This window comes from Mariniluteicoccus endophyticus, assembly GCF_054780035.1.
In genome coordinates this window covers 1-12,947 of the sequence record NZ_BAAGXC010000030.1, presented here as the reverse complement: position 1 = coordinate 12,947, position 12,947 = coordinate 1, and the positions used below count along the sequence as shown (strand labels likewise).

Annotated in this window: 12 protein-coding genes; 9 read left to right on the top strand and 3 right to left on the bottom strand. The window is 70.4% G+C overall.

What is annotated here, in order from left to right; genetic code table 11:
* Nucleotides 1-5: 5 nt before the first annotated feature.
* Complete coding sequence (locus ACYVGD_RS13860) at nt 6-1,910, bottom strand: NTF2-like N-terminal transpeptidase domain-containing protein (protein ID WP_460744365.1); 1,905 nt, start codon at nt 1,908-1,910, stop codon at nt 6-8.
* 302 nt (nt 1,911-2,212) lie between these two features.
* Here ACYVGD_RS13860 and ACYVGD_RS13855 point away from each other — a divergent pair, with 302 nt between their 5' ends.
* Together ACYVGD_RS13855 and ACYVGD_RS13850 are read left to right on the top strand one after the other, a co-directional pair.
* Nucleotides 2,213-2,695, top strand: coding sequence for a hypothetical protein (locus ACYVGD_RS13855; RefSeq protein ID WP_460744364.1), 483 nt, complete (start codon nt 2,213-2,215; stop codon nt 2,693-2,695).
* A gap of 435 nt (nt 2,696-3,130) precedes the next feature.
* On the top strand, nt 3,131-3,553 hold the full coding sequence (locus ACYVGD_RS13850) for a pyridoxamine 5'-phosphate oxidase family protein (RefSeq protein WP_460744363.1): 423 nt from the start codon (nt 3,131-3,133) through the stop codon (nt 3,551-3,553).
* 24 nt (nt 3,554-3,577) lie between these two features.
* Here the strand turns inward: ACYVGD_RS13850 and ACYVGD_RS13845 are convergent, their stop codons facing one another.
* On the bottom strand, nt 3,578-4,750 hold the full coding sequence (locus tag ACYVGD_RS13845; RefSeq protein ID WP_460744362.1) for a pyridoxal phosphate-dependent aminotransferase: 1,173 nt from the start codon (nt 4,748-4,750) through the stop codon (nt 3,578-3,580).
* Between the two features lie 42 nt (nt 4,751-4,792).
* Complete coding sequence (locus ACYVGD_RS13840; protein ID WP_460744361.1) at nt 4,793-5,437, bottom strand: DedA family protein; 645 nt, start codon at nt 5,435-5,437, stop codon at nt 4,793-4,795.
* Nucleotides 5,438-5,533: 96 nt separating this feature from the next.
* Between ACYVGD_RS13840 and ACYVGD_RS13835 the strand changes: the two genes are divergently transcribed.
* From ACYVGD_RS13835 to ACYVGD_RS13805, 7 genes are all read left to right on the top strand, one after another.
* Nucleotides 5,534-6,610: a ferredoxin reductase gene (locus ACYVGD_RS13835; RefSeq protein ID WP_460744360.1), complete on the top strand. Its 1,077-nt coding sequence runs from the start codon at nt 5,534-5,536 to the stop codon at nt 6,608-6,610.
* A gap of 20 nt (nt 6,611-6,630) precedes the next feature.
* Nucleotides 6,631-7,836: a fatty acid desaturase family protein gene (locus ACYVGD_RS13830; RefSeq protein WP_460744359.1), complete on the top strand. Its 1,206-nt coding sequence runs from the start codon at nt 6,631-6,633 to the stop codon at nt 7,834-7,836.
* A gap of 193 nt (nt 7,837-8,029) precedes the next feature.
* Entirely contained in the window at nt 8,030-8,968 is a 939-nt protein-coding gene (locus ACYVGD_RS13825; protein WP_460744358.1) for a patatin-like phospholipase family protein, read from the top strand.
* 116 nt (nt 8,969-9,084) lie between these two features.
* Nucleotides 9,085-9,861 carry a cyclase family protein gene (locus tag ACYVGD_RS13820; protein WP_460744357.1) on the top strand — a complete coding sequence of 259 codons (777 nt, stop codon included), beginning with the start codon at nt 9,085-9,087 and terminating at the stop codon, nt 9,859-9,861.
* A complete protein-coding gene (locus ACYVGD_RS13815; protein WP_460744356.1) occupies nt 9,858-10,448 on the top strand; it encodes a peroxidase-related enzyme in 591 nt (196 codons plus the stop codon). The genes ACYVGD_RS13820 and ACYVGD_RS13815 overlap by 4 nt, the downstream gene beginning before the upstream one ends.
* Entirely contained in the window at nt 10,448-12,367 is a 1,920-nt protein-coding gene (locus ACYVGD_RS13810; protein ID WP_460744355.1) for a glycosyltransferase, read from the top strand. The genes ACYVGD_RS13815 and ACYVGD_RS13810 overlap by 1 nt, the downstream gene beginning before the upstream one ends.
* Before the next feature lie 153 nt (nt 12,368-12,520).
* On the top strand, nt 12,521-12,947 hold a 427-nt coding region (locus tag ACYVGD_RS13805; RefSeq protein WP_460744354.1), incomplete at its 3' end, for a hypothetical protein.

Here is a 12,947-nt window from a genome sequence, read left to right as displayed (position 1 = left end):
ACGGCTCAGTCGTCGCTCGAGGAGGACGTCTTCTTGCTGCTCGTCGACTGCGAGCGGGCGGCGCCGGCCTGCATCTGGCGCAGCACCTGCTCGGGCGTGACCTTCGAGCCCTTCGAGTCGCCCACGACGACCGCGTACGCCGTGTCTTTGGTGTAGGCCACCACGATGCGGCGGCCGTCGACGTCGCCCTCGAGCGCGCCGCGGATGCCGCTGACGGAGACACCGTTGGCGCCGGACTCCATGATGTCCTGCAGCGCCTTGGCCTCGTCGGGCGTGAGCTGGGCGGTCGGTCCCGGGCGCAGCGACTCGGTGACCCACGGCACCAGAGGCTTGCCGCCGGACACGCTCGCCGCCATCGTCGCGAGGCCGAGCGCCGAGGCCGTGACCTGGTCGCTGCCGGCCAGCGCCTGGGCGCGGGCGCCTTCGGCGCCGGTGTCGGCGACGGTGCCAAGCTTCGCCTCGAAGCCGATGTCGGGGGTGCCGGTGAGGCCGAGCGACGCGGCCGCCTCGGCGTACGTCTGGGGCTGGACGCGGCCGGCCTGCTGGGCGACGGCTGGGGCGCAGCCGCGGGCGATCGCCTGAGCCACGGTCATCGAGCCGGAGCTGGACACGCTGGAGGGGCGGTCGATCGTGACCCCGCCGACGCCGGCCGACTTGTCGCAGGTCACCTTGTCGGACGGCTTGGCGCCCGAGCGGATCAGCGCGAGGGCGCTCACGGCACCTCCGGCGAGGCCGGGATGGAACTCGCCCGTGGTCGAGTCGGGGCGCCCCTTGCTGGCGGGGGACTGCCCGGCGGCGAGCACGGCACCGTCGCTCACGCGTACGGCGGCTGCGGCGACCGGCACGGAGGCGGTGGTGAGCGAGTCCTCGAGGTAGGACTGGATCTGCAGGTCGATCGTCGAGGCGATCGACTGGCCGTCGCGCTGGGGGAAGTCGGCGACGGTGTTGTCGCGGGTGACCTTCGTCGAACCGACCGCGGCACCGCGCGGGGCCACGATGACCTTGCTCGCGCCGCCGCCGCGGAGCTGGTCGTCAAAGCGGCCCTGCAGGCCGGTGCGGCCTACGATGTCGCCCTCGCTGACCTTCCCCTGGGATGCGGCTGCGTCCTCGGCGGTGGCGGTGGTGACCGTGCCGACGATCGAGCGGGCGAAGCCGGCGTCCCGGCCAACGGGCAGCGTCATCTCGCGCTGGACGGCACCCTTGATCTTCTCGAGCGTGCCCCACGGCAGGGCGTTGCGGTGGATGGCGATGGCGTCGACGACCTTGCCCTCGGGCCCGGCGGCCACGCGGCGCGCGTACGTGTCGGCGTCGATCAGCACCAGCTCGGCCAGCGCGCGGGCCGATGCCTCGGCCTCGGGGCCCGCGACCTTCGCCTTGTCGATGCCGACCATCAGCGCGGGTGCGTTGTCGACGATGACCGAGCCCTGCGAGCCGGTGATCACGCCGCGGTGGCTGTCGCCGCTCGTGCGCTCCAGGCGCGTCTCGTCGGAGAGGTTCGGGTGGATCGCCTCGGGCTTCCACACGAGCTTCCAGGTGTCGTCCTCGTGGATCAGCGTCGCCTTGGCCCGGTAGGTCCACGGGTAGGACAGCGGCCACGTGTAGTCGAGGTTGACCGTCGCACCCGCCCCCTGGCGGATGGTGTCGTCGGCCTTCACCTGGGGGCGCAGCCCGCCCATGCCGGCGCGGACGGCCTCGATGTCGGCCTTGGGGTCGCCGCTCTTCACCGGGAAGTCACCCAGGTCGCCGGCCGTGAGGCGGGCGGCCAGGTCCTGGCCGACCTCGAGCGCGCTCTTGGGCTTCGGGGTAGGGGCGGTCTCCTTCGAGCCCCCGCCGCACGCGCTCGTCGTCACCAGCCCCGCCGCGAGCGTGGCGGCGAGAAGCGTACGCGTGGTCGCGTGGGTGGTCGGCACAGGGCTCCCCTTCAGTGGCTTCGTGTAGAGATTCCCGCATATTTTACGGCACACTCCCAAGTCTCTGGGGCTGGTCGTACCAACCAGGCACCTGACCGGGAGCCGAGCAACGGCGCCCCGGAGAGAGGCGGGGGTCTGTCCGAAACTTTGTGTAAGTGGGGCTGGCTGAGGGTCTTGACCTGTGGGTCGGGCCGGAAGGAGTCTCACTGACATGTCGAACAAGGAGGCCGCCGCGGCCGGTGGCGAGGTGGTGGCTGTCCGGGCGGATGCTTGGTATGAGAATTTGAAGACAGGAGAACGAGTTGAGTACAAGGTCAAGGTGTCCTGAAAATATCCTGATTGCAGGGCGCGGCGCCTCTGTTGATGCGACAGAGGGGCTCTGGCGTGGCGGGCTGGTCTCGCTGGAAGAAGTTATCGGGTGGGCAACGGAGCGTGTTGCCGCGGGTGAGGAAGCAGAGGGTGCATTAATCGACATCGCTTGTGTAAATAGTGATGTTACAAAGGAGGAACTCTGCGAGATGCTGCGCTGCGCTGGTGCCAACCCGGACAAATCGGTAAGTGATCGGAGCGCGGCCCAATATTTGACACTTCTCATATCTCTTGGGTGTGTGGGACCCATTGAGGGAGTGCGCCAAATGTGGAGGCTGGTGCGCGCCTCGGAAGGCTTGGAGGAGTTCGAGGGATTCATTGCACTGTTGAGTGAGTGGGATGATGTTCCGTACGCGAGGCCATCCGTCGAGGCCGAGATTATTCGAGATTCTATTCAAATGAATGAATGTGATTGAAATCACGGTCGAGTGCGGCGGTGATGGTCCCAGGCCGGGACGCACGTTCGACCCTGTTCGGCTGGTCCACGATGACCAGCACCCGCCCGTGGTCCTCGAGCATGGCGAACAGTTCCTCGAGCCGCTTTTGGTCCTGGGGCAGGCTGTGCGGCTGGCGCGTCTCCGAGGCAGTCCCATCAACCAGGCTCGGATCTCGGAAGGTAGGCGAAGACGTCAATCGACAAGTCCTGGAGGGCGTGTTCGATGAGTGGCCGAACGTTGGTCCAAGGTAAGCCGTCGAGGCCGCAGCCGAGCGGCGCTGCTTCGTCGGGGGAGGGTGGTTGCCGAAATCTGCCAACCTCGATGAGGGTCGCCTCGATCCACGTGTCGGTCAGGACGGCTAATCTGTGAAGACCATCGGCCTGGTCGAAGAAGACCATCGGCAAGGGAGGCGACATGGGTGCACCGGATCGAACGGTCCTGAGCGAGGACGAGTGCTGGGAACTGCTGCGTGCCCACGAGCTGGGGCGGCTCGCCTGGGCCGACGACGGCGAGGCGACGATCCTCCCCATCAACTACGCGGTCGACGACCACACCCTCGTGTTCCGCACCGCGCCCGGCAGCAAGCTCGAGGCCGTCATCGCCGACCGCGTCCTGGCGTTCGAGGTCGACGCGCTCGAGGGCGAGGTCGGCATGAGCGTCATGGTCCGCGGCCGCGGCCACGTGCTCCCGGCCAGCGAGGAGGCCCGCATCGACCAGGTCGGCCTGCGCGCCTGGCTCGGCAACGACAAGCCCGTCCTCGTGACGATCGCCCCCACGACGGTGTCCGGACGTCGCTACGAGCTCAAGAGGCCGTGGAAGTCGATGATCCGCCGCTGACCCGTCCCGGCGGGGCGGCGGGGCTCAGCCGTGGCGCCGCTGGAAGGCGATGATCCGGTCAAGCGCCTCCGCGGTCGCCGCCGCGCCGGAGGCCAGCGAGATGCGTACGGTCCGGTCGCCGTGGGCGGTGTCGAAGTCGGTGCCGGGCGTGACCGCCACGCGCTCCTCGTCGAGCAGCGCCGCACACCACTCGTGCGACGTCGCGAACGAGCCCAGTGCCGGGCGGCCGTAGAAGTAGAACGCGCCGTCGGCCGGCGCGACATCGCTCCACCCCAGATGGTCCATCCGGTCGAGCACCGCCTGGCGCGCCGCGGCGAAGTCGGCCACCCCCGCCTCGGCCTCGGCGTACGCCGACTCCTCGAACGCCGCGATGGCCGCGTGCTGGGCGGGCACCGGCGGGCACAGCGCATAGTTGCCGGCGAGCGCGAGCAGGTTCGGCATCAGGTCCTGCGGGACCAGCGCCCAACCGAGCCGCCACCCGGTCATGCCCCAGAACTTCGAGAACGACGACACGACGACCGACGAGCGGTCGTGCGACCAGGCGCAGTCGCCGACCGAGCCCGTGTAGGTCACGCCGTGGTAGATCTCGTCCGAGACCAGGCGTACGCCGTGCTCGACGCACCACGCCGAGAGCTCGCGCAGCTGGTCGGCGTCGACCATCGTGCCCGTCGGGTTCGCCGGGGAGGCCAGCACCAGACCGGCCAGCGGGGCCTCGGCGTGGGCGCGCTCGAGCAGCTCGATGGTGGGCTGGAAGCGTTCGGCCGGGCCGCAGTCGAGCTCGACGACCTCGCAGCCGAGCGAGTCGAGGATGTTGCGGTACGCGGGGTAGCCGGGGCGGGCCATCGCCACGCGGTCGCCGGCGTCGAACGCCGCGAGGAAGGCCAGCAGGAACGCGCCCGACGAGCCCGTGGTCACCACCACGTCGGACGGGGAGATCTCCAGGCCGTACCAGCGGTGGTAGTGCCCGGCGATGCGGGCGCGCAGCTCGTGGACGCCGTAGGTCGCCGAGTAGCCCAGGGGGGTCCCGTCGCCCATCACCTCGACCGCGCGGCGGCGTACGGCCTCAGGGGCGCCCATCGCGGGCTCGCCGACGCAGAGGGAGATGACCTCGACTCCCTGCTGGCGCAGGACGTCCACGCGGTGGAAGATGTTCATCGCCTCGAAGGCGGGGATGCGGGAGCGGCGTGAGGGCTGCATGGCGGGATCCTATGCCCGCCCGGCGCGGTCGACCAGCGTCGTTCAATCCTCGTTGAAGTTCTCCTTCGGCTGGCGTACGCGATGGATCACGAAATAGCCCAGCGCGACCACCAGCACCACGACGACGACGTTCTGCAGCGCGCCGGTGTATCTCTCGACCACGTGCCACTGGGCGCCGAGCAGATAACCGGCACCCACCAAGACAGTGTTCCAGACCGCGCTGCCCGCTGCGGTCCACAGGGTGAACTGCCAGATGGGCATCCGGTGGACGCCCGCGGGGATCGAGATGAAGCTGCGGAACATCGGCAGCATGCGGCCGAAGAACACGGCGTTACGGCCGTGGCGGGTGAACCACTCCATCGTCTTGTCGATGTCGCTGACCTTCATCAGCGGCGTACGCCGAGCCATGCGGCGCAGGCGGTCGGCGCCGAGGCGACGGCCCATCTCGTAGAGGACCAGCGCGCCGAGTGTCGCGCCGAGGGTAGTCCAGATGATCGCCTCGAGGATGCCGAAGCGGCCGCGTGCCGCGGCAAAGCCCGCCAGGGGGAGCACGACCTCGCTCGGGATGGGGGGGAAGACGTTCTCGAGGGCGACGGCCACGCCGGCACCGGGCGCGCCGATGACCTCCATGAGTCGGACGAGCCACTCGATCAGGGGGCCGAGGAAGTCAGTCGCCAGCAGTCGCACCGCGCTATTTTAGTCGGGATGTCGATAATTTCAAGGGCTATGGTCCTCTCACTTACGGTGTCGTAACTTACGGGACCGTAGGTTACTGTTGATGGCATGAGCACCATCTCGGGAGTGACCGGCTCGTTGCTCGGCGGCGTACGCCGGGTAGCTGGCATGTTCACCTCCCCGTACGCGCCGTCCGACTACCTCGACCTGTTCGATCCACTGCGCGCGGGCGCCGACCTGCGCGGCAAGGTCGTCTCCGTCACGCCCGAGACGGGCGGCGCCGTCACCGTCGAGCTGAGGCCCGGCAGGGACTGGGCGGGCCACCGCCCCGGGCAGTACGTGCGCATCGGCGTCGAGGTCGACGGCGTACGCCACTGGCGTGCCTACTCGATCACCAGCCCCACCGGCAGCCCCACGATCACCATCACCGCCAAGCCGATCCTCGGCGGCGCCGTGTCGAACCACCTGCCCACGCTCGCGAAGCCGGGCGACCTGCTCATGCTCGAGCAGGCAGCCGGCGAGTTCGTCCTCCCCGACGCCATGCCGCCGCGGCTGCTGTTCATTGCCGCGGGCTCCGGCATCACCCCCATCATGGGGATGCTCCGCGGCCACGCCGACGAGCTGTCCGACGTCGTCGTCATCCACAGCGCGCCGACCGCCGACGAGGCCGTCTTCGGCCCGGAGCTGCGGGGGCTCGCCGCCGACGACCGCGTACGCCTCATCGAGCGCCACACCGCCGACGAGTGTCGCCTCGACCTCGCCGAGCTCGACGCGCTCGTGCCCGACTGGCGCGAGCGTGAGGCCTGGGTCTGCGGGCCCGCCGCGATGCTCGACGGCGCCGAGGCCCACTGGGCCCACGCCGGACTGGCCGACCGGCTCCACGTCGAACGGTTCCGCCCCGTCATCCTCGCCGAGCCCGGTGAGGGCGGCGACGTCCGGTTCTCCGGCAGCGACGTCGAGGTCGACGCCCCCGGCGACCGCCCCCTCCTCGACGTCGGCGAGGATGCCGGCGTCCTGATGCCCAGCGGCTGCCGCATGGGCATCTGCTTCGGCTGCGTGGCCCCGCTGCGCTCCGGCACCGTGCGCGACCTGCGCTCCGGGGACGTCCACACCGCGACCGACGACCTCGTGATGATCCAGACCTGCGTCTCGGCTGCCGCCGGCAGCTGTGTCATCGACCTCTGAACCCCGATGAAAGAGCCAGCATGACCCTCACCACCCAGCGTCCCAAGCCTCGCACGAGCGTCGAGCTCACCGACGAGCAGATCGCCGACATCGGCCGCGAGCTCGACCAGATCCGCAACGACATCATGTCCAGCCGCGGCGCGGCAGACGCCGCGTACATCCGCCGGGTCATCAAGACCCAGCGCTACCTCGAGATCGGCAGCCGCGCCGTGCTGCTCTTCTCGATCTTCCCGCCCGCCTGGGTCGTCGGCACCGCCGGCCTGTCGATCGCGAAGATCCTCGACAACATGGAGATCGGCCACAACGTCCTCCACGGCCAGTGGGACTGGATGCGCGACCCCAAGATCCATTCGACCACCTGGGAGTGGGACTTCGTCTCGCCCGCCAAGCAGTGGCAGTACACCCACAACGAGCTCCACCACACCTACACGAACGTCCTCGACCGCGACAACGACCTCGGCTACGGGATCATGCGCGTCGACGACAAGCAGCCGTGGACGCTCTACTCGCTGGTCCAGGCTCCGGTGAACCTCCTCAACGCCATGTTCTTCGAGTACGGCATCGCGTTGTACGACATGGAGGCCATCGAGTACGGCAAGGGCCAGGTCGATCCCGAGGTCTTCCGTGCGAAGGCGAAGGAGGCGCTGCGCAAGATGGGCCGCCAGGTCGCCAAGGACTATGTGCTCCACCCGCTCCTGTCCGGCCCGGGCTTCCTCCACACGCTGGCGGCCAACGCGACCGCCAACGTCGTCCGCAACCTGTGGACCCACTCCGTCATCATCTGCGGCCACTTCCCCGACGGCGTCGAGGCCTTCGAGACCGACTCGATCGACGGCGAGACCAAGGACGACTGGTACCTCCGCCAGATGCTCGGCTCCGCCAACATCACCGGCTCGCGCCTGTTCCACATCCTCACCGGCAACCTGTCCCACCAGATCGAGCACCACCTCTACCCGGACATGCCGTCGAACAGGTACGCCGAGGCCGCCCCCCGCGTACGCGCCGTCTTCGAGAAGCACGGCCTGCGTTATGTCGCCGGCCCGCTGCACCAGCAGCTCGGCTCTGCCTGGTGGAAGGTCATCCGCCTCTCGCTGCCCAACGAGGAGCCCGACCGCAGCCGCGCGCGCATCATCGCGGACGCCGCCCGCGAGAGCGTCGGCCGCGGGCTGCGCTCGCTGCGCGACAAGGTGGGCCGGAAGCTTCCCGTGCCCGCCCTCGGCGTCTGATCCCCTGGTCCGGCGCCCGGGCCTCATCTCGTCGCCGGTTAGCCGTGATGTCGGGGGACGAGCGGCTCGCCGAGCCCACGAAGCCTTCCGTTGAGCCTTCCAGTGCGCTCGTGATCGGGTCCGACACGCCGGGCTCCCCACCGGCGCCCTCCTGTGCTGGAATTGACGCACAGGTAACGACGAGGAGGTCGCGATGAAGGCAGCGGTGGCGCTCGGATCCGGTGGCGCCCGCGGATATGCGCACATCGGCGCCTTGGCGGTGATGAAGGAGCGGGGCCACACGGTCGAGGCCGTCGCCGGGACGTCCATGGGCGCGCTCGTCGGCGGCCTGTACGCCGCGGGCAAGCTCGACGAGTTCGAGGAGTGGGCGCGCACGCTCACCCACCGCGCCGTGCTGATGCTGATGGACCCCGTGGTGACCGGGCCCGGGGCGATCAAGGCCGAGCGCGTGCTGACGCGGGTGCGCGACATCCTCGGCGGGGTCAACATCGAGGACCTGCCGATCCCCTACACCGCGATCGCGACCGACCTGCACGCCCGGCGCGAGGTCTGGTTCCAGCGGGGCCCGGTCGATGCGGCGATCCGCGCGTCGATCGCGATCCCGTCGGTGATCACCCCGGTGGTGATCAACGGGCGCGTCCTGGTCGACGGTGGCGTGCTGAACCCCGTGCCGGTGACGCCGGTCATCGGGGCCGACGCCGACTTCACGATGGCGGTCTCGTTGGCGGGTGGCCGGCGCGACCGCAGCGCTTCGGGGCCGGTGAAGGCGAGCTCCGAGCCGCGGGAGGACGAGGAGTGGTTCGCGCGCTTCCGCCGCGGTCTGGGCGGCGCGCTCGACCTGGAGCGCCTGCGCTCGCTGCCGCGGGCACTGACCGCGCGCGGCTCGGACGAGGAGGACGAGATCCCCTACGAGCCCTACCCGGTCGGCATGAAGACCTCCGACGTGGTGAACCTCTCGCTCGAGGCCGTCGAGACGTTCATCACCCGTTATCGCCTCGCGGCGAACCCGCCCGACGTGATGATCTCGATCCCGGCCGACGCGTGCGGGGCCATGGAGTTCCACCGCGCCGTGGAGATGATCGAGCTGGGGCGCACCGCGGCCGAGGAGGCGTTCGACCGGGCGGGGCTCTGAGCCCTCGCGCCAGAGAGCGCGTGGGTGGACACCCGGCGCGCCGGGCCCGAGACGTGCCACTATGGGCAGTGAAATCCCTATCGTTCGATAGGAGATACCGATAGAAAGGCCCGTCCATGCCTGACCTCGCCCTGTGGGACCAGCTCGCGGCGCTCAAGGGTGACCGCTACCGCTGGGTCGACCTCACCCACGAGCTGAGCCCCGAGACGCCGCACTGGTTCGGCTTCCAGCCGCTCCAGGCCGACCTCCTGTTCGACTACGTCGAGGGCACGCCGCCCGACCGCCTGGCGCCCATGCGCTGCTACCAGTACTCGGTGACCAGCCAGTACGGCACCCACGTCGACGTCCCGCGCCACTTCTGGGGCGAGGGCCGCACCATGGCCGAGTTCGAGCCCGCCGAGCTCGTCCTCCCGCTCGTCGTCGTCGACCGGTCGGCCGAGTGCGCCGCCGATCCCGACTTCCTCCTCACCGCCGAGGAGCTGCAGCGGTGGGAGTCCGAGCACGGGCGGATCCCCGAGGGCGCGTTCGTGGCCTTCCGCTCCGACTGGCACCAGCGCGAGTCGCTGGACAACCACGACGCGGACGGCGTCCCCCACTACCCGGGCTGGGACACCGACGCCGTGCGCTGGCTCGTGGAGCAGCGCAACATCGGCGCGATCGGCCACGAGCCGGCCGACACCGACCCCGGGTTCGTGACGACGAAGGAGGGGGCGTACCCCTACCCGGCGGAGCAGTACATCCTCGAGGTCGACCGCTTCCAGGTCGAGGTCATGCGCAACCTCGACCAGGTGCCGGCGGTGGGTGCGATCATCGTGTGCAGCTTTCCCCGCCTGCGCGACGGCGTCGGCTTCCCGGCCCGGTGCTTCGCGATCTGCCCGAAGGAGCAGTCATGAGCCTCGAGTTCGACCAGCAGCTGTCCCGGCTGCGCCCACCCGAGCGGTCGGAGATGACCGACGAGCAGTACGCCGTCTTCGACGGCGCGGTCGCCCAGCAGGAGGCCGCCCAGGGGTTCAGCAACAACCTGTTCCGGGTGCTGCCGCTCAACGCCGCCCAGTACCAGGGGTTCCTCCAGCTCAAGGCCTCGCTGTTTAACGAGAGCTGCCACCTCTCCGACCTCGACAAGGAGATGATCGGCGTCGTCGTGTCGAGCGCGAACAGCTGCGCGTACTGCCTGACCTCCCACGGGGACGCGCTCCGTGGCCTCTCGGGTGACCCGGTGTGGGCCGACCAGGTGGGCTACAACTACCGCTCGGCCAGGCTCACCGTGCAGCAGCGGGCCCTGTGCGACTACGCCTGGTTCACGACGCGGCACCCGGACGAGGTCGACCAGGCCCAGGTGGACGCGCTGCGCGCGGCGGGCTTCGACGACCACCAGGTCCTCGAGGCGGCGTTCGTCGTGGGCTTCTTCAACTACACCAACCGCTGGGTCGCCACCGTCGGTCCGCTGGCGAACCCCGGCCACTTCTCCCACAACCGCTGATGACCCACGTCCTGCTCGTGTCGCTGCACACGTCCCCGTGGACGGCGCTCGGCACCGGCGACGGCGGCGGCATGAACGTCGTCGTCGCCCAGCAGGCGGCCGCCCTCGCGGCCCGCGGTCACCGCGTGAGCGTCGCGACCCGCCGCTTCGACGACGCCCCGGCCGCCGTCGAGGTCGCGGCCGGGGTCACCCTCCACCACCTGCCGGCCGGCCCGCAGACCCCGCTGCCGAAGTCGCGGATCGACGACCACCTCGACGAGTTCACCGACCACCTCGCCCGGCTCGACCGCCCCGACGTCGTTCACGCCCACCACTGGATGTCGGGCGTGGCCGCGCTCGAGGCCGCCCGCACCTGGGGCGTACCCGTCGCCACGAGCTTCCACTCCGTCGCGGCCCCACCCGGGGCCGGCCTCGACGCCGGCGAGCCGGCGGAGTCGCCCCGACGCATCCCCGGCGAGCAGCGCTGCGTGGACGGCTCCGCCGCCCTCATCACCATCAGCCGGGCCGAGGCCGCCACGCTGGCCGAGCGCTACGGCGCCCCGCTGGAGAAGATCAGGGTCGTGGCACCCGGCGTCGACCACGACGTGTTCACCCCGGCAGCGCCGGTCGGCGGCGACGACCCCTACCTCCTGTTCGCTGCCCGCCTGCAGCCCCTCAAGGGCGTCGACCTCGTCGTCGAGGCCCTCGGCCTGCTCGCCGCCGACCGGTGTCCCCGTCTCGTCGTCGCCGGGGAGGTCTCCGACGACTTCGCCTCCTACCACCGCGACATCGAGGCGGCCGTCGCCGACCACGGCCTCACCGACCGCGTGTCGTACGCCGGGTCGCTGCCCCGCTCCGAGTTTGCCGCGCTGATGCGTGACGCCCGCGCCCTGGTCGTCCCGTCCCGCAGCGAGACGTTCGGCCTCGTCGCGCTGGAGGCCGCCGCCTGCGGCACGCCCGTCATCGCCTCCGACGCTGGCGGCCTGCGGGAGGCGGTCGCCGACGGCCGCAGCGGTTGGCTGGTCCCGCGCGAGTCGGCCCGGTGGGCGGCGGCGATCGACCGGCTGGTCCACGACGACGACGCGTACGCCACGCTCCGCGCTGGCGCCCTGGCGTACGCGGAGCCCCTCACCTGGGAGGCGAGCGCGCGTCGGCTGGCGCAGGTGTACGCGACGATGGTCGCGGCCCACCGCGAAGGAGTCCACGTGACCTTGCTCGACCACCTGATCTCGTGCGAGCGCGTGCTGCTCTCCCATGCCCATCCCGACGACGAGTCGTTGTCGACCGGGGCGCTCGCCCTGCTCCTGGCCGACGCCGGGGTGGAGGTCCAGGTGGTGACGGCCACACGCGGCGAGCGCGGCGAGGTCGTGCCCGGGGCGCTGCCGGACACCTTCACCGGCACGCTCGAGCAGTGGCGCGAGCGCGAGCTGGCGACCGCGGTGGAGCGCCTGGGTGTACGCCGACACGCGTTCCTCGGCCGGGAACCGGCGCTCGCCGGCGAGGCGCCGCACGTCTACCGGGACTCCGGCATGCGGTGGGTGACGCCCGAGGTCGCGGGCCCCGCCGACGACGCCACCCCTGACGCGTTCAGCGTCGTGCCCGTCGGTGGCGTGGTCGCCGATCTCGGCGCGCTGGTCGCGGCCTGGCGTCCCGACGCGGTCGTCAGCTACGACGCCGACGGCGGCTACGGTCACCCCGACCACTTACGCATGCACGAAGCCGTACTCGCCGTGGCCCGACGGCGCGGGTTGCCCTTCGTCGCGGTGACTGGTCGTGACCGGGCCGACGAATGGCACGACCGTCCCGAGCTGGCCGACAGGCTCGCCCGGGCGTTGGACGCGCACCGCACCCAGCTCACCGTCGAGGGCGACGAGGTCGTCCATGTGGGGGGTCAGCGGCAGGCCGTGGAGACGTGGTTCGGGCTCGCGCGACGCGGGTGAATTCCGGTCGCCTCCAGGTGTCGTTCTCTCTTCGGGACAAGAACTTCAGGGCCCTTTTCTTGCCTGACGGGAAAAGGTGACCGGGTCTCAGGATTTCCTCAGGCGTGTCTCAGAGTGTCATGCTTGGGGGGTCGTCCCCTGTCTAGGAGTCCTGTGAAGACCATCTCCCGCGTGGCGAGCGCCCTCTGCGCCGCCGCGAGCATCATGTCTCTCCACGTCGGTGTAGCCATGGCCGCACCGTCCGCGACGCCGACGCCGTCGCCGTCGGTGTCGCCGAGCTCGTCGCGTACGCCGTCGGCGTCGCCGTCTTCATCGCCGTCTGTGTCGCCGCCTGTGTCGCCGTCGGTGTCGCCGTCTGTGTCGGTGTCGTCGTCTGTGGCGGTGTCGCCGTCGCGGGTTGCGTCGGCGCAGGCGTCGTCGGTGTCGGTGATCGATGCGCGGTGGGTCGGTCTTGGTGGTGCGGGTTCGCCGTTGGGGTCGCCTGTGTCGGGTGAGTTCTGTGGTTTGCGTGATGGTGGGTGTGGTCAGCGTTTTGAGCGTGGCTACATCTATTGGTCGCAGGCTTCGGGTGCTCATCCGG